The sequence below is a fragment of the uncultured Tateyamaria sp. genome (assembly GCF_947488715.1).
Classification (GTDB): Bacteria; Pseudomonadota; Alphaproteobacteria; order Rhodobacterales; family Rhodobacteraceae; genus Tateyamaria.
In genome coordinates this window covers 42,727-66,849 of the sequence record NZ_CANLAG010000003.1, presented here as the reverse complement: position 1 = coordinate 66,849, position 24,123 = coordinate 42,727, and the positions used below count along the sequence as shown (strand labels likewise).

The 24,123-nt window shown below is 61.8% G+C and carries 15 protein-coding genes; 10 read left to right on the top strand and 5 right to left on the bottom strand.

Annotated features, from left to right (window positions below; all coding sequences use genetic code 11):
- Nucleotides 1-4 precede the first annotated feature (4 nt).
- From nirB to Q0936_RS08140, 10 genes are all read left to right on the top strand, one after another.
- Complete coding sequence (gene nirB, locus Q0936_RS08185) at nt 5-2,437, top strand: nitrite reductase large subunit NirB (protein ID WP_299297118.1); 2,433 nt, start codon at nt 5-7, stop codon at nt 2,435-2,437.
- Entirely contained in the window at nt 2,434-2,769 is a 336-nt protein-coding gene (gene nirD / locus Q0936_RS08180) for a nitrite reductase small subunit NirD (protein ID WP_299142073.1), read from the top strand. The genes nirB and nirD overlap by 4 nt, the downstream gene beginning before the upstream one ends.
- Entirely contained in the window at nt 2,766-5,369 is a 2,604-nt protein-coding gene (locus Q0936_RS08175) for a nitrate reductase (protein ID WP_299378011.1), read from the top strand. Before nirD ends, Q0936_RS08175 begins: the two co-directional genes overlap by 4 nt.
- Nucleotides 5,370-5,392: 23 nt before the next feature.
- On the top strand, nt 5,393-6,793 hold the full coding sequence (gene cysG / locus Q0936_RS08170) for a siroheme synthase CysG (RefSeq protein ID WP_299297010.1): 1,401 nt from the start codon (nt 5,393-5,395) through the stop codon (nt 6,791-6,793).
- A 124-nt stretch (nt 6,794-6,917) separates the two neighbouring features.
- On the top strand, nt 6,918-8,531 hold the full coding sequence (locus tag Q0936_RS08165; protein WP_299297012.1) for an alpha-amylase family glycosyl hydrolase: 1,614 nt from the start codon (nt 6,918-6,920) through the stop codon (nt 8,529-8,531).
- Nucleotides 8,532-8,658: 127 nt separating this feature from the next.
- A complete protein-coding gene (glgB, locus tag Q0936_RS08160; protein WP_299297014.1) occupies nt 8,659-10,878 on the top strand; it encodes a 1,4-alpha-glucan branching protein GlgB in 2,220 nt (739 codons plus the stop codon).
- Nucleotides 10,875-12,146 (top strand): glucose-1-phosphate adenylyltransferase, encoded by a 1,272-nt coding sequence (gene glgC, locus Q0936_RS08155; RefSeq protein ID WP_299297016.1) that lies wholly within the window; start codon nt 10,875-10,877, stop codon nt 12,144-12,146. The genes glgB and glgC overlap by 4 nt, the downstream gene beginning before the upstream one ends.
- A gap of 3 nt (nt 12,147-12,149) precedes the next feature.
- Nucleotides 12,150-13,598: a glycogen synthase GlgA gene (gene glgA / locus Q0936_RS08150; protein WP_299297018.1), complete on the top strand. Its 1,449-nt coding sequence runs from the start codon at nt 12,150-12,152 to the stop codon at nt 13,596-13,598.
- 28 nt (nt 13,599-13,626) lie between these two features.
- Nucleotides 13,627-15,720 (top strand): glycogen debranching protein GlgX, encoded by a 2,094-nt coding sequence (gene glgX / locus Q0936_RS08145; RefSeq protein WP_299297020.1) that lies wholly within the window; start codon nt 13,627-13,629, stop codon nt 15,718-15,720.
- A complete protein-coding gene (locus Q0936_RS08140) occupies nt 15,717-17,342 on the top strand; it encodes an alpha-D-glucose phosphate-specific phosphoglucomutase (RefSeq protein WP_299297022.1) in 1,626 nt (541 codons plus the stop codon). Before glgX ends, Q0936_RS08140 begins: the two co-directional genes overlap by 4 nt.
- Before the next feature lie 3 nt (nt 17,343-17,345).
- Here the strand turns inward: Q0936_RS08140 and Q0936_RS08135 are convergent, their stop codons facing one another.
- The 5 genes from Q0936_RS08135 to Q0936_RS08115 form a co-directional block, all read right to left on the bottom strand.
- Complete coding sequence (locus Q0936_RS08135) at nt 17,346-20,516, bottom strand: multidrug efflux RND transporter permease subunit (protein ID WP_299297024.1); 3,171 nt, start codon at nt 20,514-20,516, stop codon at nt 17,346-17,348.
- Between the two features lies 1 nt (nt 20,517).
- The gene (locus Q0936_RS08130) at nt 20,518-21,645 is read right to left on the bottom strand and encodes an efflux RND transporter periplasmic adaptor subunit (protein WP_299297027.1); all 1,128 of its coding nucleotides are present in this window, start codon (nt 21,643-21,645) and stop codon (nt 20,518-20,520) included.
- Between the two features lie 113 nt (nt 21,646-21,758).
- Complete coding sequence (locus Q0936_RS08125) at nt 21,759-22,367, bottom strand: ferric reductase (protein ID WP_299297030.1); 609 nt, start codon at nt 22,365-22,367, stop codon at nt 21,759-21,761.
- Between the two features lie 17 nt (nt 22,368-22,384).
- Nucleotides 22,385-22,867, bottom strand: a complete 483-nt coding sequence (locus Q0936_RS08120) for a twin-arginine translocation pathway signal (RefSeq protein ID WP_299297032.1) — start codon at nt 22,865-22,867, stop codon at nt 22,385-22,387.
- A gap of 200 nt (nt 22,868-23,067) precedes the next feature.
- Nucleotides 23,068-24,096 carry an extracellular solute-binding protein gene (locus tag Q0936_RS08115; protein WP_299142136.1) on the bottom strand — a complete coding sequence of 343 codons (1,029 nt, stop codon included), beginning with the start codon at nt 24,094-24,096 and terminating at the stop codon, nt 23,068-23,070.
- Nucleotides 24,097-24,123: the final 27 nt, after the last annotated feature.

The following is a 24,123-nucleotide window of genomic DNA, read 5'->3' as shown; positions in this document are numbered from 1 at the left end:
AGAGATGACACAGAACATCATCGTCATTGGGGCCGGCATGGCGTCTGGCCGCGCGCTAGAGCATCTGTTCGACGCAGGCGCGGACGTCAACGTCACCCTGTTCAACGCTGAACCGCGTGGCAACTACAACCGCATCATGCTGTCGCCGGTTCTAGCGGGCGACAAGACGTACCAAGAGATCGTCACCCACGACGCCGATTGGTACGAGGCCAACGGGGTTACGTGCCGCTTTGGTGAACGGGTCGCGTCGGTGGACCGTGCGGCCAAGACCGTCACGGCAGAGAACGGCGATGTCCTGCCCTATGACAAGCTGATCTTTGGCACCGGATCGAACCCCTTCATGATCCCCCTGCCCGGTCACGATCTGGACGGCGTGATTGCTTACCGCGATCTGGAAGACACCGAGTTGATGATGTCGATGGGTCCACACAACAAAGTTGTGGTTATCGGTGGTGGTCTGCTGGGTCTGGAAGCTGCCGCAGGCATGGCCGCGCGCGGCGTAGATGTCACCGTGGTTCACATCATGGGTCACCTGATGGAACGTCAACTGGACGAGGCCGCAGGTTACCTCTTGCGCAAAGCGTTGGTGGACAAGGGCATCACCGTGCTGTGCCAGGCAAATTCCAAGGAAATCCTGGGCAAGGACGGCAGGGTCAAAGCCCTGCTGCTGGACGATGGCACCGAATTGCCTTGCGACCTGCTGGTGATGGCCGTGGGGATCCGCCCGAACATCGCGCTGGCGGTAGATGCGGGGCTGGCAGTCGGCAAAGGTATCCATGTGGATGACCAGATGCTGACGTCTGACGAAAGCATCCTCGCGGTAGGTGAATGCGTCGAACACGATGGCGCAATCTTTGGCCTTGTGGCACCACTCTATGATCAGGCCAAAGTCGCCGCCCAAACGATCATGGGCGAAGAGGCGGCGTTTGTTCAAAAGGAACTCAGCACCAAGCTGAAGGTCACGGGCTGTGACCTGTTCAGCGCGGGCGACTTCACCGACGGCGAGGGGCGCGAAGACATCGTGTTCCGTGATCCGGGGCGCGGCGTCTACCGCAGGCTGGTGATCGAAAACAACGTGATCGTCGGCACTGTCATGTATGGCGACACGGCCGACAGCAACTGGTTCTTCGGCCTGATCCGCGACAAGACCGACATCGCAGACATGCGTGAGACGGTGATCTTTGGTCCTGCCTACCAAGGGGGTGCCCCCGTGGACCCTTTGGCAGCCGTTGCAGCCTTACCGCGTGATGCGGAAATCTGTGGCTGCAACGGCATTTGCAAAGGAACAATCGTCGACGCCATCGAAGGTGGGGCAACCGACCTCGGCGCAGTGCGCGCCGTCACCAAGGCGTCAGCCTCCTGCGGGACGTGCACCGGCTTGGTCGAACAGGTTCTGGCCGTCTCACTCGGCGACGATTTTGTGTTGTCGGGGGCGCAGCCCATTTGCGGCTGCACCGACCTGACGCACGAAGACGTGCGCCGGATGATCAAAAGCCAGGAACTGAAATCCATGGCTGCTGTCTGGCAGGAATGCGCATGGAAAACCGTGGACGGATGCCACGTGTGCCGGCCCGCGCTCAACTACTACCTGATCGCGGATTGGCCGTTGGAGTATCTGGACGACCCGCAATCGCGTTTCATCAACGAACGCAAACACGCCAACATCCAAAAGGACGGCACATTCAGCGTTGTGCCGCGCATGTGGGGTGGGATCACAACGCCCGACGAATTGCGCGCCATTGCCGATGCCGCCGACAAATACGATGTGCCGACCGTTAAGGTCACAGGCGGACAACGGATCGACCTTTTGGGCGTCAAAGGCGAGGATCTGCCCGATATCTGGGCGGATTTGAACGCTGCGGGCATGGTCTCTGGCCACGCGTATTCCAAAGGTCTGCGCACCGTCAAAACCTGCGTCGGGACCGATCACTGCCGCTTTGGCACACAGGACTCGACCGGCCTGGGTATCAAGCTTGAGCAAGCCCTCTGGGGGTCGTGGACCCCGCACAAGCTCAAGTTGGGCGTGTCAGGATGCCCGCGCAACTGCGCCGAAGCGACCTGTAAGGACATCGGGGTTGTCTGCGTGGACAGCGGCTTCCAGATCGGCATCGGCGGCGCCGCCGGGATGGATGTGCGCGAAATCGAACGGTTGATCGATGTCGAAACCGAAGAAGAGACGATGATCGTCATCAAGGCCATGACCCAGCTATACCGCGAAAATGCCCGCTACCTCGACCGCATCTACAAATGGATGAACAAGGTCGGGCTGGACTGGATACGCGAACGCATTGCTGACCCGGCAGAGCGCGCAACCTTGGCTGCACGCTTCGATCTGTCCCAAACCGTCTATCAAAAAGACCCCTGGGCCGAACACGTACAACAAAAAGCTGCGATCTACAGACCCGTCGCCAATCTGGCTCTGGAGGCTGCGGAATGACCGACTGGACCGATATTGCAGCCCTCGACGACATCCCCCAACGCGGCGCGCGGGTGGTCAAGACACGCGATGGATGCGTTGCCGTGTTCCGCACAGCGGCGGACGAAGTGTTCGCCCTCGACAACGCATGCCCGCACAAGGCCGGGCCACTGTCCGAAGGGATCGTGCACGGCGCAGCGGTGACCTGTCCGCTGCACAACTGGGTGATTTCGCTCGAAACCGGTTTGGTTCAGGGCAATGACACCGGACAGGTCGCAACCTACCCCGCGCGGGTCGAAGGTGGTCGCATCCTGCTCGACGCCGCCTTCCTGCGCGCCCGGAGTGCGGCATGACCACTTGCACGACCTGCCCGTATTGCGGCGTGGGGTGCGGCATCCTCGCCGATGCTGACGGCACGATCACAGGCGACCCCGATCACCCTGCAAACTACGGGCGGCTCTGCTCCAAAGGGGCCGCGCTGGGTGAAACGATCGATCTTGATGGGCGGCTGCTTGCCCCGCGCGTGTACGGCTCAGACACCGATTGGGACACCGCCATTGATATGGTGGCTGACAAGTTCCGCACCGCGATCCGCGACCATGGCCCTGATTCCGTTGCGTTTTACGTGTCGGGGCAGTTGCTGACGGAAGACTACTACGTCGCGAACAAGCTGATGAAAGGCTACATCGGATCGGCGAACATCGACACAAACTCGCGGCTTTGCATGGCGTCGTCCGTGGCAGGGCACAAACGCGCCTTTGGCTCCGATACGGTGCCCGGCACATACGAGGACCTCGAACACACCGACCTAATCGTTTTGGTCGGTTCCAACCTGGCGTGGTGCCACCCCGTCCTGCACCAGCGCATCGCAGCGGCCAAGGCTCAGCGCCCATCGCTGCGCGTGGTCAACATCGATCCGCGCCGCACCGTAACCTCCGACCTCGCCGATCTGCACCTTCCCATAGACGCAGACGGCGACGTCGCACTGTTCAACGGGCTGCTGGCCCATCTGGCACTGACCGGACGGATCGACGATGCCTTTGTCGACGCCCATGTCGACGGCGCGCAGGCAGCCATTGCGCAAGCGGCCGACACCGATCTGCGCGCCACAGGCCTCAGCGCCGATCTGCTGCACCAGTTCTACGCCATGTGGGCAGGCACCGAAAAGGTTGTCACCATCTATTCCCAAGGCGTGAACCAATCGACAAGTGGCACGGACAAGGTCAACTCCATCCTGAATTGCCACCTTGCCACGGGCCGGATCGGACGGCCCGGTATGGGGCCGTTCTCTGTCACGGGCCAACCCAACGCGATGGGCGGTCGCGAGGTGGGTGGCCTCGCCAACATGCTGGCCAATCACCTCGACATCGAGAACCCAGAACATCGCGACACAGTCCAGGGGTTCTGGAACAGCCCAACCATCTGCACACAGGCGGGTCTCAAGGCGGTCGACCTCTTTGACGCCTGCGCGGATGGCCGGATCAAGGCGCTGTGGATTATGTCCACCAACCCGGCCGTCAGCCTGCCCGACGCAGGCCGCGTGGCTGAAGCCATCGCAAACGTCCCCTTTACCGTCGTGTCGGACATCATGGCCCATACTGATACTGGCGATCTGGCGGATGTTCTGTTGCCTGCAACGGGCTGGGGCGAAAAGGACGGCACAGTCACCAATTCCGAACGCCGCATGTCCCGCCAACGCGCGTTCTTGCCAGTGCCGGGTATGGCGCGCCCCGACTGGCGCATCATTTGTGATGTTGCGGCGGCCATGGGCTGGGCGGATGGGTTCAACTTTGACAGTCCCGCCGACGTGTTCCGCGAATACGCCCGTCTGTCCCAAGCCGCCGCACCGCACGGGCGGGACTTTGACATTTCGGGCCTGCGTGATGTGTCCGATGCGGACTACGCCAACTGGAAACCCATGCAATGGCCGGTGCCGTCCGACGGCGAACAGGGCGGTCGTTTCTTTGCGGATGGGGCGTTTTTCCACCCGAACGGCAAGGCACGGATGCTGCCGCTCACCGCGCCGCAAACGTCTGCGGGCACGGGCTTTCGACTAAACACGGGGCGCAACCGCGACCAGTGGCACACGATGACCCGCACCGGCAAATCCCAACGTCTGGGCAGCCACCTTGCGGAACCCTATGTCGAAATCCACCCCGATGACGCCCAGAGCCTCGGGCTGGACGTCGCGGATATCGTTGAGCTGCGCAAGGGCGACACGGACCACACCCTGGCCCGCGCTCTGGTCACGACACATGTGGCACCCGGCACGCTCTTTGCGCCCATCCACTGGACCCGCCAGCGCAACGGCAGCGGCCCGATCAATGCGGTGGCCCATGTCGGTGTCGATCCCGTCTCCGGTCAGCCCGCGCTCAAGGGCGGGCACGTGACCGCACGGCGCTACGCCGCCACATGGTACGGCTTTGTCGCCTCCGCAGTCCCGCTTGCCCCGCAATGCGCATATTCTGCGGTGTCCCGCACCGAGACCGGGTGGCGTGCGGAGCTGGCCGGACAAGGCACGATGCCCAGCCCCGAAGACTTGATGCAGCACATTGCAACGGACTTGCAGGGTTCAACCAGTATGCTCGACGATGTGGAGACCGGCATCCGCCGAATGGCATGGTCTGACGATGGGCGCATCACCGGCTTGTTGTTTCTGGCCCCCGCACCTGTGGCAGTGTCCCGTGTCACTGCCATTTCAGCCATCGGGACAGATATCGCGCCACTCGATGCCTTGGCGGGCCGCGCCCGCGCAACCGCAGATGATCCCGGCGCCACCGTGTGCGCCTGCATGGGAGTCGGCGTGAACCACGTCCTGCGCGCAGTCCAAGAGGGTGCCAGCACCGTCGAAGCGATTGGTTGCGCGACCACTGCAGGTACAAATTGCGGTGCTTGCCGACCCGAACTGGCGCGGCTCTTGCCGCCAGCGGTCAAGGCGCTCGCCGCCGAATAGCCATCGAACCCGGAGCCCATGCCATGAAGACCTTTCCAATGTTCTTGACCATGACCGATCGCCGCGTGGTGATCGTGGGCGGCGGCGAACAGGCGACACAGAAATGCCGCCTCATCCTCAAAACCGAAGCGCATATCGATATTCTGGCCGAAACACTGGACGTGGAATTGCAAAGCCTGGCTCAGGCGGGTCGGATAAGCTGGCACAAGGGGCCAATTGGTCCGGCCCGGTTTGCCGGCGCCGCCCTGGTGTTCGTGGCGACAGGATGCCCCGGCATGGATGCTTGCCTGCATATGCTGGCCAAGGCGTCTGGCGCAGTCGTCAACGTGGTGGATCAACCTGATCTCTGCGACGCAATCACGCCCTCCATCGTGGATCGTGACCCGGTTATCGTCGCCATCGGGACCGAGGGCACCGCCCCCGTCCTGGGCCGTCAGATCAAGACCCGGATCGAAGAGATGCTGGAACCCAAACTGGGTGACTTGGCAGCTCTGGCGGGTCGGTTGCGTGGGTTTGCCGCCGACCGTTTGGGGCCACGTGCCCGGCGCGACCTCTGGGCTTGGGTGTTTGGTAACTTGCGGGCCCAACACGCCCAAACCGGCGATGCCGCCGTCGCACGCATCATCAAAACCGCAATCGCGTCGGGTGGCGCCCCCGCAGCCGCCCCCGCCCCGGTCGCACTGGTCGGTGCAGGCCCCGGTTCCAGCGATCTGATCACCCTGCGCGGTGTCAAACGCCTGCAAGAGGCCGACATCATCTTTTACGACCGGCTTGTCGATCCGCAGGTCCTCGAACTGGCCCGCCGCGACGCCGAGCGGGTCTATGTGGGCAAGGCACCGGGATGCCACAGCTGGCCACAGGACAAGATCAACGCCGTTCTCGTCTCTGCCGCGCGCAGGGGACAACGTGTCGTCCGCCTGAAATGCGGCGATCCGGGCGTTTTTGCACGAGGCACCGAAGAGGCCGAAGCCCTGCAAGCCGCCGGTTTGGACTACGAAATTGTACCCGGTGTCACCGCCGCCAGCGGTGCAGCCGCTGCCGTGGGCGGGTTCCTGACAGAACGCGGCAAAACCGACACGCTGGTTCTGACAACGGGCCGACTGGCCGACGATGGTGACACGCCCGACTGGGTGCAGCACATCACCAACCGCAGCAACGTCGCCGTCTACATGGGCGTGCGCGCGGCGGGCCGCATCGTCGAAACCTTGCGCAAGGCCGGGCTGGCCCAGCGCATACACGTCACGGTCGTGGTGAATGCGCAGCGCCCGGACCAGCAGGTCCTGCACTGCCTCGCCACAGCGCTCGAAGCGACACTGGCCGAGGCAGGCGTTGACGCGCCCGCCATCCTGTTCCTGCAACACAACCATGACATCGCCCTGCCGCAGCCCGTCGATATCACCACGGTCACACGCATGGCCGTGTGACACCTCTGGTTTTCGAACTCTGACGGCACCGCAACTGATGTGTTGACCATTCCGAGCTGTGTCTCTAGCGATAGTATCCAAAGCGCTTTAGATTGCGGAAATTGTCGGCTTGGGGGAATACAGAATGCGGGAATGGTGGCGGGATGCGGTAATTTACCAGATCTACCCTCGGTCGTTTCAAGACGACAACGGCGACGGCATCGGCGACCTGATAGGCATCACCCGCAGGTTGGATCACGTGGCCTCGCTTGGCGTGGATGCGATCTGGCTTTCTCCGTTCTTTGCGTCCCCGGACAAGGACATGGGATACGACGTATCCGACTACACCAGCGTCAGCCCGCTGTTCGGCACCATCGAGGATTTCGATGCCCTTGTGACGCGCGCGCACGACCTGGGGCTGAAAGTGATCATCGATCAGGTGCTGTCCCACACGTCGGACCAACACGACTGGTTTCTCGAGAGTAAAAAGGACCGCACAAACCCCAAGGCCGATTGGTATGTCTGGGCCGACCCGCGCCTTGACGGTGGACCACCAAACAACTGGCCTTCGGTCTTTGGCGGCTCTGCATGGATGTTCAGCCCTTTGCGCCGTCAATACTACCTGCACAACTTCCTGACGTCGCAACCCGACTTGAACTTTCACAACCCCGCGGTTGTCGACGCGCTGCTGGGTGAGATGAAATTCTGGTTGGAACGCGGTGTCGACGGCTTCCGCTTGGACACGGTCAATTTCTACGTCCACGATGCCAAGCTGCGCGACAACCCGGCGGCTGAATATGACGACATGCCTGGGCATCCTTACGGGGCCCAAATCCATATGTATTCCAAATCCCGCCCCGAAAACCTGAACGTCTTGCGCCGCTTGCGCGCGCTGACGGATCAATACCCGGACCGGATGATGATCGGCGAAGTTGGCGATGACGGCATCCGTCAGGTCGAACTGATGGCGCAATACACCAGCGGCAGTGACAAGCTGCACATGGCCTATTCCTTCGCCCTGCTCAGCCACGATCACACGCCGGATCATTTCCGCCGCTGCATCCAGGGCTTTATGAACGAGGCACCGGACGGATGGCCGTGCTGGTCGTTCTCCAACCACGATGTTCAGCGTCACGTGACCCGCTGGGCCACCGACCCCACGATGCAGGACACGGTCGCCAAACAGGCGATCAACATGCTGATCTCTTTCCCTGGCACCCTTGGCATCTATCAAGGCGAAGAGGTTGGCCAGACCGAAACCGACATCGAATTTCACGAACTGACCGACCTCGGCTACATCGACTTCTGGCCCGACAATAAAGGGCGCGATGGGTGCCGGACGCCGATGGTGTGGGACGCTGATGCGCCGAATGCCGGTTTCTCGGAAGGTGATCCGTGGCTGCCGGTCAAGCCGCCACAGGCCGCACGCGCCGTGGCCGGGCAAGACGCGCAAAACGACTCCGTTCTCAACACCTACCGCGCTGCACTTGCCTATCGGAAATCGCGTCCAGAATTGCGGCTTGGTAATACCACTTTTCCAACGCTGCCCGACCCGTTGCTCGCGGTCAGCCGTACGTATGAAGGTATCTGCCTGACCGGTGTCTTCAATCTCTCGGACATGGCTCAAACCATCCAACTTGCCGAAGGAGCTAAGGCCACTGGCCCGCTGTCGGGTGAGGTAACGGGCTCGGAACTTATCCTGCCAGCATTCGGTTTTGCCTATGTCGAGACCACCGCCGACACGGCGGCGTTTGCATAAAGGCCCAGTTGCGGGCGTCAAAGAAAGTACGACGCCCGGTGAAAACTGCGCTAGGCTATCAGGTATTGAAAGGTTTGCGGCCCCCAGCATGGGCCGTGACCGAAAGTGAGAAAGATAAAAAGTTGTAATGCCAAGAAGCAAAACGTCCCAAGATGCACTGCGCGCGGCCCCACCTGCTGACGTTATGTCCGCGCTGGTGGCCGGGCAGTTGGCAGAGCCGTTTCAGTATTTGGGTCTGCGCGAACATCCCGACGGCTTTGCCCTGAACGTATTTGTACCCGGCGCGGACGAGGTGACCTGCATCACCGGCAAATCGTCGCGCACTCCGATGGTGCCTGTGGCAGAAGCGCCCGGACTGTTTTCGACCATGCTGCGCAAGGCGCAACCCTACCGCGTCACCGCCCGCAACGGGGAAACAACCTGGACATTCGAGGACCCATACCGCTTTGGCCAGGTGCTGTCGGATGACGACATCTACTACCTCGGCGAGGGGTCCATGCACCGTTTGTGGTCGGCTTTGGGCGCGCACGTCATCACCCACGAAGGCGTGGACGGCGTGCATTTTGCCGTTTGGGCCCCCAATGCCGCACGCGTCGCGCTGGTCGGTGACTTCAACGTCTGGGATGCCCGGCGCCACGGGATGCGGCGTCTCGGCCAGTCGGGGATATGGGAGATCTTTGTCCCCGGCCTTCAGGTGGGCGATGTTTACAAATATGCGATCCATGGCCCCGATGGTCAGGCGCTGCCGCTCAAGGCGGACCCGGTCGGGTTTGGATCAGAGCACCCGCCCCGCACCGGGTCGGTTGTGCGCGATCTCTCCGGCCACACATGGGACGACGCACGCTGGATGGCGGACCGGTCCAACCGTCACGACATCGACACCGCCATCAGCATCTACGAGGTCAACCTCGCCAGTTGGAAACGCGCGCCGGGCAATCGGCCCCTGTCCTATACCGAACTGGCCACGGACCTCGTCGACTATGTGGCCGACATGGGCTTTACGCACATCGAGCTGATGCCCATCACCGAACACCCCTTTGACGGGTCCTGGGGCTATCAGCCCATCGGCATGTACGCCCCAACTATCCGCCACGGCACGCCGGACGAATTTCGCGCGCTGGTCACGGCGGCCCACAACAAGGGCCTGGGCGTCCTGTTGGATTGGGTGCCGGCGCACTTTCCCCTCGACGAACACGGTTTGGCGCAGTTCGACGGCACACATCTCTACGATCACGCAGACCCGCGCGAAGGGTTTCACCAGGACTGGAACACCGCGATCTACAACTTCGGGCGACGCGAGGTCGTCAACTGGATGCGCTCGAACGCACTCTATTGGCTCGAGGAATACCATCTGGACGGTTTGCGCGTCGATGCCGTCGCGTCGATGCTCTATCGCGACTATTCCCGCGCGGATGGCGAATGGGTGCCGAATGCAGACGGCGGGCGCGAGAACTACGAAAACATCGCATTTCTGCGCGACACCAACAGTTTCGTCTATGGCGAACTGCCCGACATCATGACCGTCGCCGAAGAAAGCACTGCCTTTCCCGGTGTGTCACGGCCCGTGTACCTCGGCGGTCTCGGGTTTGGGTTCAAATGGAACATGGGCTGGATGAACGACACCTTGCGGTACATGCAAGAGGACCCGATCAACCGCAAACACCACCATCACCTGATGACCTTTGGCATCCACTATGCCTTTTCCGAGAATTTTGTCCTGCCGATCAGCCACGACGAGGTCGTCCACGGCAAGGGGTCGATGCTGTCCAAGATGCCCGGCAACACATGGGAAAAGTTCGCCAACCTGCGGGCCTACTACGGCTTTATGTGGTCCCACCCCGGCAAGAAACTGCTGTTCATGGGACAGGAATTTGCGCAAGCCGCCGAATGGAACCACAATCAAAGCCTCGATTGGCATCTGCTCGATGATCCGGACCATGCGGGTGTCCAGCGGCTCGTCCGCGACCTGAACCAGCTGTACCGGACCACACCGGCATTGCACCGCAATGACGTCCGACCGGGCGGCTTTGCCTGGCTCGACGGCGGCGATACCGAACATTCGGTCTACGTTTACCAACGCAACGGCGATCCCGACGAACCACGTGTGGTGGTCGCGCTGAACATGACGCCGGTCGAACGCACAGACCACCGCATCGGATTGCCCGGAACCGGATACTGGCGCGAAGCGTTGAACACAGATGCAACCGAATATGGCGGCGGGGGGCGTGGCAATCTGGGAGGCGTGCGCACCGACGACACCGAGTGGATGGGCCAGGCCCAATCTGCGCGGGTCACACTGCCGCCGCTGTCGGCGGTGATACTGATCGAAGGGGAGGACGACACATGAAACCGACACCTAATCACAGGCTGTCAAACCGGGCCATGGCCTTTGTGCTGGCCGGTGGACGCGGCAGCAGGCTCAAGGAGCTGACCGACAACCGCGCCAAACCCGCCGTCTACTTTGGCGGCAAGACACGGATTGTCGATTTCGCCCTCTCGAACGCGCTCAATTCCGGCATCCGGAAAATGGCCATCGCAACCCAATACAAGGCACACAGCCTGATCCGTCACTGCCAACGCGGCTGGGGTTTCCTGCGCGCTGAACGGAACGAATACCTCGACATCCTGCCCGCGTCGCAACGTATGAACGACGAAAAATGGTATCTCGGCACAGCCGACGCCGTCGCCCAGAATATCGACATCGTTGACAGTTACGGCGTTGATTTCATTGTCATCCTGGCAGGCGACCACATCTACAAGATGGACTATGAAATCATGTTGCAACAGCACCTCAACGAAGGTGCTGACGTGACCATCGGGTGCCTGACCGTCCCACGCATGGAAGCCACAGCCTTTGGCGTCATGCACTGTGACACCAAGGACCGGATCACCGATTTCCTGGAAAAGCCCGCCGATCCCCCCTGTATCCCCGGCGACGAAGACCACGCCCTTGCATCGATGGGCATCTACGTCTTCCGTTGGGAGTTCCTGCGCGATCTGCTGCTCAAGGACATGGCTGATCCGAACTCCAGCCACGACTTCGGCAACGACATCATCCCCGAGATCGTCAAAAACGGCAAAGCGGTGGCGCATCGCTTCGAAGACAGCTGTGTGCAGTCGGGCCTCGAAACCGAACCCTATTGGCGTGACGTTGGTACGGTGGATGCGTTCTGGCGCGCCAATATCGACCTGACCAAATTCACCCCGCCTCTGGATCTCTATGACAACAGCTGGCCGATCTGGACATATGCCGAAAGCGTGCCACCCGCCAAATTCGTCCACGACGAAGAGAAAAGGCGCGGCATGGCGGTATCATCTATGGTGTCGGGGGGATGTATCATCTCCGGCTCCGAAATCAGTGAATCGCTCTTGTTCACCGGCGTGCGCAGCCACTCGTTTTCCTCGATGCACCAGGTCGTGGCCCTTCCTTACGTCGAGGTTGGCCGCGAGGCCCGCCTGAGCAAATGTGTCGTCGACCGTGGTTGTGTGATCCCGCCCGGTCTTGTTGTTGGCGAGGACGCCGCCGAAGACGCCAAGTGGTTCCGCCGCACCGATGACGGTGTGGTGTTGATCACGCCTGCAATGCTCGCCGCGCGCGCCGCCGCACTGGACTGACCGATGCGCCACGTCCTGTCCGTGACATCAGAATGCGTGCCGCTGATCAAGACCGGCGGACTGGCAGACGTTGCGGGCGCCTTGCCCGGCGCCCTGTCGGGGCACGGGTGGCATATGCGCACCCTGTTGCCCGCCTACCCCGGCCTTATCAAAAAGGTAGATGCCCGTACGGTCGTCTTTACCTTTAAGGCGCTGATGGGCGGGCCGGCGCGGGTGCTGGCCGGAACGACGGGTGGCATTGATGTTCTGCTGTTGGACGCGCCGCATCTGTTTGACCGACCTGGCGGGCCTTACGGAAACCCAACGGACTTCAGCGACAACCCCGTGCGCTTTGCCGCGTTGTCTTTCGCCGCCGCACAGATCGCGGAGCACGGTCTGACGGATGGATGGCGTCCACAGGTTGTGCATGCACATGATTGGCAGGCCGGACTGACGCCCACCTATCTCAAGATTGCGGGCGTGCACGACGTGGCGACAGTGATGACGGTGCACAACATCGCCTTTCAAGGGCTCGCACCCGCCGCGATGCTGGGCACTATGGATCTGCCCCTGTCCGAATACACCGCCGAAGGGCTGGAATACTGGGGGCAGATCAGCACGCTCAAGGCCGGTCTGGTCGACGCCGGGGCCATCACAACCGTCAGCCCAACCTATGCCGCCGAACTCATGCGTTCCGATTTCGGCATGGGCCTCGAAGGGGTCATGGCTGCGCGGTCCGACCGGCTGTCTGGTATTCTGAATGGCATCGACATGGAGGTCTGGGACCCCGCGCAAGATCCCCTGATCACGCCCTATTCCGCCGCCTCTCTCAAAGGCAAGTCGGCCAATCGCAAGGCGCTGATTGCCGAATTTGGCCTCTCTGCCGTCAATGGCCCGCTCGCCATTATCGTCAGCCGCCTCACCGCGCAAAAGGGTATGGACCTGGTCGCGGCGACCGCCGCTCAATTCGTTGAGGCCGGTGGCGCACTTGCCATTCTGGGCAGCGGCGACCCCCAGATCGAAGATCAGATGCGGCTGCTGGCGCGCAACCATCCCGGCAAGGTCGGCCTGCGGATCGGCTATGACGAGGCACTGTCACATCGCATGTTTGGCGGCGGTGACGTGGTGCTTGTGCCTTCGCGCTTTGAACCTTGCGGCCTGACGCAACTCTACGGCCTGCGCTACGGCACTGTGCCGGTTGTCGCCGCAACCGGCGGATTGGCCGACAGCGTGATCCACGCCAACGTCATGGCCCGTTCCAGTGGTGTCGCCACCGGGTTTCAGTTTCACCCCGTGGACGAAATGGCACTGGCGCACTGCTTGCGCGACGTGATTGCACAGTTTTCGCACAAATCAGGGTGGACCCGCATGCAAAAACGCGGAATGAAGCAGGCATTGGGGTGGGAGGCCTCGTCCGCGGCCTATGCCGCCCTCTATGAGAACCTGACCGATGAATGTCGCCGCGCAACATAACCTGCCCAAGACGTTGAAAAACCATTCCATGTCTGCCGGACGTCCCTCGCCCATAGGCGCGACGTTCGACGGCGAAGGCGTCAATTTCGCCGTCTTCTCTGAACATGCGGAACAGGTGGAGCTGTGCCTCTTTGATTCCGATGGCTGGATCGAGATTGCGCGCATCCCGCTGATGGAACGCGACGGGGATGTCTGGCACATCCACATCGCCGGGCTGACGCCGGGCACCGCATATGGCTACCGCGTGCATGGGCCATACGACCCGGAGAACGGACACCGGTTCAACCCGAACAAACTGCTGCTGGACCCTTATGCAAAGCGTCTCACAGGCGATCTCGCCTGGAATGACGCGGTGATGGGCTACACCATCGGCGCCAAGACCGCCGACCTCAGCTTTGATCGGCGCGACAGCGCGCGTTACGTGCCGCGATCGGTGGTGGTGGACCCCAGCTTTCAATGGGGCAACGACAGCCCCCCCGAAATCAGCATGTCCGAAACGCTGATCTATGAGGCGCACATAAAGGGCATGACCGCCGAGTTTCCCGGCCTGCGCCGCAACGAACGCGGGCGGTTCCTGGGTATGGCAAGCGAACCGGTGCTGGAACACCTAACCAAGCTGGGCGTGACCACGGTCCAATTGATGCCGGTCCATGCCTTTCTCGACGACAAATTCCTGGTCGACGCCAACCTCAGCAACTACTGGGGCTACCAATCCATCGGCTTTTTCGCGCCCGAACCCCGGTACATGGACGCCGCCGGGATCTGGGAATTTCAAACGATGGTACGGCGGTTCCACGCCGCCGGGATCGAGGTGATCCTCGACGTCGTCTACAACCACTCGGGCGAGGGCAATCACCTGGGCCCAACCCTGTCGTTCCGTGGCCTTGATAACCTGTCCTACTACCGGCTCCTCGATGGGGGGCGCCACTATGTGAATGACACCGGCACCGGCAACACGCTGAACGTGCGTCACCCCATGGTGCTGCGCATGATCATGGACAGCCTGCGCTATTGGGTCGAAGTGATGCACGTGGACGGGTTCCGTTTTGACCTCGCCACCGTGCTGGGGCGCGAAATCGAAGGGTTCAACCGCAACGGTGGATTCCTCGATGCGCTGGGGCAGGACCCTGTCCTGAACCGGGTCAAACTGATCGCCGAACCCTGGGACCTTGGGCCGGGGGGCTACCAACTGGGCAACTGGCCACACCCGTTCCTCGAATTCAACGACCGCTTTCGCGACGGCATCCGCAAATTCTGGCGCGGGGATGCCGGAATGACTGGCAAGCTGGGCCGCTGCCTCCTGGGCAGTGCCGACACCTTCGACCATTCGGGCCGTGCGGCCACGTCATCGATCAATTTTGTCACCTGCCATGACGGCATGACCCTGCGCGACCTGGTCAGCTATGACCAGAAACACAACACCGCCAATGGCGAGAACAACCGCGACGGCACAAACAGCAACCATTCCGACAACATGGGCGTCGAAGGTCCAACCGATGATGCAGACATCGCCGTCGCCCGCGCGCAACGCCAACGCAACTTCCTCGCCACGTCCTTTCTGTCCCAGGGCACGCCATTCCTGCTGTCGGGGGACGAAATCGGCAACACCCAGTCGGGCAACAACAACACCTTTGGTCAGGACAACCCGCTAGGGTGGGTGAACTGGGCCGACACCGACGACGAACTGCTCGATTTTGTCCGGCGGCTGACCCGGCTGCGGCGCGACAACAAGGTGCTGCGGCAAACGCGGTTCCTCCACTCGCGCCCCCGCAGCAAGGATGGCAAACCCGATGTGTTCTGGCGCTTGCCCAACGGCCAGCCCCCCACCCGCGAGGAATGGGAAGACCCCAATACCAAGGCCATCTGCGTCGAATTGCGAACCTCGTCCACGACACCGCCCTACGCGGCGTCGGATGACGTTATTTTCCTCGTCTTCAACACCGGCCCCGCGATGGAGGCACAGCTGCCGCCCTGCGCACCCGACCGGACCTGGGAAAAGACGCTGGACACTGCGACCCCCGCGGATGGGCCGATCTGTATTTTTGGACGCGATGTGCCCGTGGCGGCAGCATCCGTTTGTGTTTTCACGCTGACCCCCATTACCCAAGAGGATTTTCCATGACTGCCAAGACGATCACTACGACGCCAATTGATGGGCAAAAGCCGGGCACGTCTGGATTGCGCAAAAAGACGCGCGTGTTCATGGGCGCGCATTACCTCGAGAACTTTGTGCAGGCCATGTTTGACGGTGTGGGCGGCGTAGAAGGCAAGGTGCTGGTGGTCGGCGGCGACGGCCGGTTTCACAACGACACGGCAACGCAAACCATCCTCGCCATGGCCGCTGCCAACGGTGCCAGCCGCGCCATTGTCGGTCAAAATGCCCTGCTGTCGACACCGGCCGCGTCCAACCTGATCCGCACCCGCAAAACCGATGGTGGCATCATTCTCTCGGCCAGCCACAATCCCGGTGGCGAAGACGAAGATTTCGGGATTAAATTCAACATGCCGAACGGTGGCCCCGCCCCCGAAGGCGTGACAAACGCCATCTTTGCGCGGACCAAGACGCTGGATGCCTACCACATCCTCGATGCAGCGCCGGTGGATCTCAGTCAGATTGGCACCACGCGCCTGGGTGAGATGGAGGTCGAAATCGTCGACCCCGTCGCGGCCTATGTGGACCTGATGCGCGACCTCTTCGACTTTGACGCCATCGGGCGGATGATCGCGGGCGGCTTGGCCGTGCGCTTTGACGCCATGTGCGCCATCACGGGCCCATATGCCCGCGCCATTTTGCAGGACGCACTTGGCGCGCCGTCTGGCACAGTCACCCATGGCACGCCGCTGCCCGACTTTGGCGGGATGCACCCGGACCCCAACCCAACCTGGGCGCATGAACTGATGGACGAGATGATGGGACCAAACGCGCCCGGTTTCGGCGCGGCGTCTGACGGTGACGGCGACCGCAACATGATCGTCGGCCCCAACTGCTATGTCAGCCCCTCCGACAGCCTCGCCGTGATTGCAGCCAACGCGCATCTGGCACCCGGCTACAAGGACGGGCTGAAAGGCGTCGCCCGTTCGATGCCCACGTCCGCCGCCGTTGACCGCGTGGCCGAGGCGCTGGGCATCGACTGCTACGAAACACCTACGGGCTGGAAGTTCTTTGGCAACCTGATGGACGACGGTCGCGTCTCGCTCTGCGGCGAAGAAAGCTTTGGCACCGGGTCAGACCATGTGCGCGAAAAGGACGGTGTCTGGGCCGTGTTGATGTGGCTGAACATCATGGCGGCCACCGGCAAATCCGTGCCTGAACTGATGCAGGATCACTGGTCCCGGTTTGGGCGCAACTACTACTCGCGCCACGATTTCGAAGCCATCGAGACCGAAAAAGCCGATGCGTTGATGTCGTCCCTGCGCGGCAAGCTCGCTGGTTTGCCGGGGCAGAGCATCGGGCCCTTTGTTGTCGAAACCGCAGACGACTACGCCTACCTCGATCCCGTCGACGGCAGCCGGTCGGAACAACAGGGCGTGCGCGTCGTGTTCGAGGGGGGCGCACGGTTTGTGGTGCGCTTGTCCGGGACAGGCACCAGCGGCGCGACCCTGCGGCTTTATCTCGAACGTCTCGACACCGAGCATCTGGATCTTGAACCGCAGGCCGCTTTGGCAGACGTCATTGCCGCCGCGCAGGATGTGATCGGCATCGCGGCACACACGGGCCACGATGCACCTGACGTCATCACCTGACGCTTATTCCGCAGCCACATCCGACCCACCCGGCTGCGCGTCCGCGCGCACCGGGAACAACCTGCGGATGGCCACGTAAAAGACGGGTGTCAGGAACAGGCCCAAAAGGGTCACCACCGACATGCCGAAAAACACCGCCGTGCCAAGCGCTTGACGCATCTCCGATCCCGGACCCGTCGCAATCATCAACGGAAGCACGCCGAGAATAAACGCAAAAGCGGTCATCAGGATTGGGCGCAACCGCAGCGTACTGGCCTCAATCGCCGCATCAACCGGCGACAGCCCGCGCTCCTCTTGCGCCTGCTTAGCGAATTCCACGATCAGGATCGCGTTCTTGGCCGCAAGACCGACAAGGACGATCAGCCCCACCTGCGTCAGGATGTTGTTGTCCATGCCCCGGTACATCACCCCCAGCAGCGCGCCCAGAACGGCCAGCGGCACAATCAGCACGATGACAACCGGCAATGCCCAGCTTTCGTAAAGTGCAGCAAGGAACAGGAACGCAAACAGTATCGAGAACGCAAAGATATAGGCTGCCGTGTCGCCCTGCTCACGCTCCTGCAACGCCAGTTCGGTCCACTCGTAATCCAGCCCCGGCGGCAACACCGCATCAGCCAGCTCTTCCATTGCGATCAACGCGTCGCCCGTCGACACACCTGGTGCTGCCGAACCCTGAACTGGCACCGACACCTGTTGGTTATAGCGTTGGACCAACGCAGGCCCGGCCGTTTCCCGCACCGTGACCAATGTGCCCAACGGGACAAGCGAGCCTGTAGCGGACCGAACGCGCAAGCTGCGGATGTCCTCCTCGTCCAATCGGAACTGCGAATCCGCCTGCGCTCGCACCTGAAACAACCGCCCAAACGCGTTGAAGTCGTTCACATAGGCCGACCCAAGGTTGATGGACAACGCCTCAAAGATGGCGCCAATCGGCACGTTCAGCATCTGTGCCCGCACCCGGTCAATTTCGAGATAGAGCTGCGGCGACCCAGCCGAGAACGTGGTGAACACACCCTGCACCTTGTCCGACTGCCCTGCACTGCCCATCACCGCATAGGCGGAATTGAGCACCCGCAGCATGTCCGCGCTTTCCGTTTCGCGCAGTTGCAGCTTGAACCCACCACCCGTGCCAACACCGCGCACAGAGGGCGGCGCAATCGCAATGATGAACGCCTCGCGCAAGGCTTGCATCCGGCCAAACAACTGCCCGACGATGGCCTGTGCCCCCAGACCGCTCTCCGCCCGGTTCTCGAAACTGTCAAAGGTGGTAAAGATGACGCCCTGGTTGCTCGCATTGGTAAACGTCGCCCCCGAGAACCCGGCAAAGGCAACCGCATTGGTCACGCCCGGCGTGTCCAGCGCGATCTCGGTGGCTTGCTGGATGATGGCATCCGTCCGGTCCAACGACGCCCCATCCGGCAATTGCACAACCACGATGGCATATCCCTGATCCGCATCTGGAATAAACCCGGTCGGCACCTGCATGTTGACCCAATACGTCGACCCCAGCAGCCCGGCAAAGACGAGCAAGGACAAAACGATCATCCGTGTCGACCCAACCAGAACCTGCACCACGCGGCCATATGCGCGCGACACCGCGTCAAAGCCGCGATTGAACCCCGCCGCCAGCGGGGCCGTCACCAAGGTGATGGGGTTGCGCGACGGGCTGTCGCTGTGCGGCTTGAGGATCGCGGCGGCCATGGCCGGCGACAGGCTGAGCGAGTTGATGGTCGAGATCACAGTGGCCACGGAAATCGTCACCGCAAACTGGCGATAAAACTGCCCGGTGATGCCCGGCACCAGCGCCGCTGGCACAAACACCGCAATCAGAACCAGCGAGGTGCCGATGATGGCGCTTTGCACCTCGTCCATGGTCCGGGCCGACGCATCGCGCGGCGTCATGCCATTTGCAATGTTCCGCTCTACGTTTTCCACAACGACAATGGCGTCATCGACCACAATACCAATCGCGAGGATCAGCCCAAACAGCGTCAGCAGGTTCAGCGAATATCCAAGCGCCAACATCACCGCGAACGTACCGATCAACGAAACCGGGATCGCCAAGAGCGGGATCACAGCCGTCCGCCAGCTTTGCAGGAACACCAGAATGACTGCCACAACCAGCAACACCGCCTCAAACAGGGTCTGGTAAACCGCGTTCACAGACGCCTCGATAAACTCGGTCGGGTTGTAGACAACCTGGTACTCAAGCCCCTCGGGGAAATCCTCTGACACCTCTTCCATGACGGCCAGAATCTCGTCCGCCGTCGCCAATGCGTTCGACCCCGGACGTTGGAAGATGCCCAGCGCAACCGCTGGTTTGTTGTTCAAATACGAGTTGTTCACATAGGACCGCGCGCCAATCTCAACGCGCGCCACGTCACGCACACGAACGACGCGACCATCTTCGGTCGACTTGACGATCACGCGCCCAAACTCGCGCGGGTCTTCCAGACGTCCCTGCGTGGTCAGCGTCACTTCGAATGCGCCGCCCGTGGCGTTGGGGGGCGCACCAAGCGACCCTCCAGACACCTGCACGTTTTGCTCGCGCAGCGCGGCAACAACGTCACCCGCCGTCAGGGCAAGGGCACCCAATTTGTCCGGGTCGAGCCAGACCCGCGCCGAAAATTCGCGCTCACCAAAGATCAGCATATCGCCAACCCCGTCCAACCGCACGAGGCGGTCACGCACGCGCGACCGGGCATAGTTGGACACGTACAATTGGTCGAAACTGGCGTCGGGCGACAGCATGTGCACAACCATCATCAGATCGGGCGATGACTTGGTTGTGGTCACACCGAGGGATCGTACCTCTTGGGGCAGGCGCGGCTCTGCGATGGCCACCCGGTTCTGCACCAGCACCTGCGCCGCGTTCAGATCGGTTCCCAACTCGAACGTAATGGTAAGGGACATGGACCCGTCTGCCGTCGAATAGGACGACATATAGAGCATGTCCTCGATCCCGTTGATCTCCTGCTCCAGCGGCGTGGCGACGGTGGCGGCAATGGTGGCCGCATCCGCGCCCGGATAGGCGGCACGCACCACAATCGAAGGCGGCGCAATTTCGGGATATTGTTCAACAGGCAGCTGGAAATAGGCCAACAGGCCCACAATCGTCATTATGACGGAAATGACGATGGCAAAGACGGGGCGGTGTACGAAAAAGCGGCCCATATCAGTTTTCTGCTACCAGCGGCAGTTCCACCACATCGGGCGAAACGACACTGCCGGGGCGCGCGCGCATCAGGCCTTCGATCACGATGGTTTCGCTGCCGTCCAACCCGTCACGCACCACACGGTAGCCGTCGATGCGGGGGCCGGGTCGGATGGGCAGTGGGATGACGTTGCCTTCGGCATCCAGCGACATCACCAAACGGCGGTTCTGGTCCGACACAATGGCCGCATCCGGGATCAGGACCCCGTCATAGGGCAGCGATCCGGGCACATTGACCCGGCCAAACAGGCCCGGCGTGAACACTTCGTCCGGGTTTGGCAAAACGGCACGCACGCGCATCGTGCCCGTGGCCTCGTCGATGCGGTTTTCCGAGAAATCAAGCTGACCCTCTTGCGGCGGTATCCGCGCATCCGACAGCGACACACGGACGTTCAGGCCGCTCGCACCTTCTTGCAGGACCGAACCGCGCGCGCGGGCGTCGCGGGCATAGGCCAGGAAATACCGCTCATCGATGTCGAACAGGAAATGGATCGGGTCGGTGGCCACGATGGATGTCAGCAAGGTCTCGTTGGCATTGACCAGGTTGCCTGCATCAATCAGCGCCTGATCAATGCGCCCGGCCATCGGCGCGCGGATTTCAGAGTATTCGAGGTCCAGCTCGGCCAGCTCCAGCGCCGCGCGGGCCTGCTCAAGCGCGCCCTGCGACGACAGGAACGCCTCGCGCCGTTCGTCGACCACGCTTTGCGGGATGGTGCCGTTGCCGATCAACGCCTCGGCGCGCTGCAATTGCTCTTCGGCAAAAGTGAACGTCGCCTCGGCCACATCAATCTGCGCCCGCGCCTGCCGCAGTGCGGTTCGGAACTGGCGCTGATCGATGGTGAACAACAGCTGATCCTTTGCGACCAGACTGCCGTCGGTAAAGTGTATCTCATCGAGGAAACCGGATACGCGCGCCCGGACGTCCACCTCGGCGGATGCCGCGAACCGGCCCACAAATTCATCATCTTCGACAATTGTCTTCACCACCGGTTTCGCCGCCGTGACGGGGGGCGGTCCTTGCTGGGCAAAGGTGGGTCCCGCGCACAAGGCCCAAAACAGCAAAACGGCAGATCGAAGGGAGAGTCGCATCATCAATTCCTTGGACAGAGAATATCTTGTCGTATGTTGCACTATCTTGCGACAGGCGTGCGACATCAATCGCACATAGGGTGCACATACCGCCAGTCAATGCCGCAGTGCAGCTAAGGCAGGCCTTTGCGCATGCGCCAGACGCGCCGCCACGTGCGCCCACACACCCAAAGCATCGCCACCAAAGCCGCACCGCACAGCGCCCACTTGGACACCAGCCCCATCGTACCTTCGATCAAAAGCGCATGAACCACGCTGGCAACAACAGCAACGGCCACCACGGATGTATGCAGACCCGCCCAAACGCGCCATGACAGGCGAAACACCCGCCGGATCACCACCAGCGCCGCAGCCGCAAGAACAGCCAGTGTTCCGATCACACCCCAAACCGAAAATGGCGTCGGTGAACGCAACAGCAGCGCGTCCACAACGTCCGGCGGGCTGGTCACCCACAGCGCGCCGATATGAACCAGAACGGCGATGCAAATGACGCCGCCAAGCACGCGATGCACCCTGCGCCCCAATTGCCCCTGCACCACCCCGCTGACAAGCAACGGCTGCACGAGCAACAGCGCCATCCCGACAATTCCGGCAAAACCCGCCGCAATATAGACCGGCTGTCGCCACGCCAATTGCGGGCTGTTGGCCGCGTCAAGGACAGGCACCAACACCGCCAGCCCCAAAAGGCCCCAGACAAGCAGCGCACGCGGTGATCTGGCCAACGAACGCACCGCAGTCTTCAGGCCGGTTGCAGCACGAAATCCGCCGACAGGCTGGTGTCACTGGAACTGGCCATGACCGGGCGCAAAAAGACGGTGGCAAATTCGGGATCATCATAGGCCAAATGCGCGTGCGCCTGACCAAAGGCCGGCACGATCTGCGGCATCTCCAGACGGAAAACGCCCTGACTGTCGGTCAAGGTCGCCCCATGGCTCTGAGGATCACGCTCGTGACCTTCGGTGGTGTGCGCCCAAATCTGTATGCGAATGCCGTCCAGCGGCGCACCATCTCCGGCGCGGCGCACGGTTCCCGACATCCAGAACCCACCGCCACCGATCCGTTCCACGATTGGCGCGCCCGGGCGGTAGTTGTTGGACCCGCCCCGCATGGTCTGCGTCGGGGACAACCCCTGTGACACGGCTGGCGACATCAGACCCGTGGTCGCGACAAGCGCACCGGCGCCCGCAATCACTGTTCGGCGTGTTGGATGTAAAAGCGACATGGCGTACTCCGATCCAAATGGCATGCAAAGGGCGCAACACCCGCGCCCAGACCAACAAGATAGCAGCCGCCGCCCGTTTTCGAGACCCGAAAACCCGCACGCACCAAAACGTGAGCGACACCATGCTCAGGTCCGGCACCTTTGCCTTGCGGATAGGCAAGCAGGACCCCGGCACACGTCGCGCCGGGATCCCACGGGACTTACTTCCAACCCACCTGGTTGAAAATGCGCTGCGCGGTCGGCACGTTCTGGGCCACGGCACTCAGGTCGACAGCATCCGGACGGAACAGACCCAAGGTCGCCACGGAGGCGCTCAACCCGACGCCCGGCACAGCCGGATATTCGTCATTGCCCGCCGAGAAATATTGCTGCGCCTGATCAGAGGCGAGATATTCGAGGAACTTGACCGCGTTGTCCTTGTTGGGCGCATGCGCCGCAACACCACCGCCAGACAGGTTCATGTGCGCGCCTTCGGCATTCTGCGCCGGGAACACCCAACCGATGTTCGCGCGTTGCTCTTCCGACAGACCATCGACATCCCGACGCACGGCACGGGCAAAATAGTAGGTGTTCGAGATCGAGATATCGCACTCGCCCGACACCAGCCCACGCAACTGATCCGTGTCACCACCCTGAGGGTCGCGGGCAAAGTTGTCGACAACGCCCTGCGCCCACGCGGTCGCCGCCTCTTCCCCGTGGTTCTGGATCACTGCGGCCAACAACGTCTGGGAATAAACATTCGACGACGAACGGTGACACACCAGACCCTTGTACGCCGGATCGGCCAGCTCAACATAGCTCTGTGGCGGTGTTTCAACGTCCGCCTTGTCGTAAAAGATGATGCGCGCACGCTGGCTGAACCCGAACCACTGGTTGTCATCATCCTGCAGGCTGTCGGGAATACGTGCTTCGAGGGTCTCGCTCTCGACCGATTGCAGGACGCCAGCAGTCTTGGCGCGCTCAAGGCGGGATGTGTCCACCGTCAGCAATACGTCAGCAGGAGAGTTGGCACCCTCGGCCTGCATCCGGGCAATCAGCTCGTCCGCCTTGCCTTCGATGCGGTTGATCACGATGCCGGTTGCATCGGTGAAATCAGAATAGAGACGTTCGTCAGTGTCATAGTGGCGTGACGAATAAAGGTTCAGCTCGCCCTCGGCAGACGCAGCAGGCGCGAGAACGGTCATCAGGGCTGCTACGGAGATAGGCAGCATATGGGAAGAACGGGTCATGGTGACTCCAGCATTGATTGTTTACTG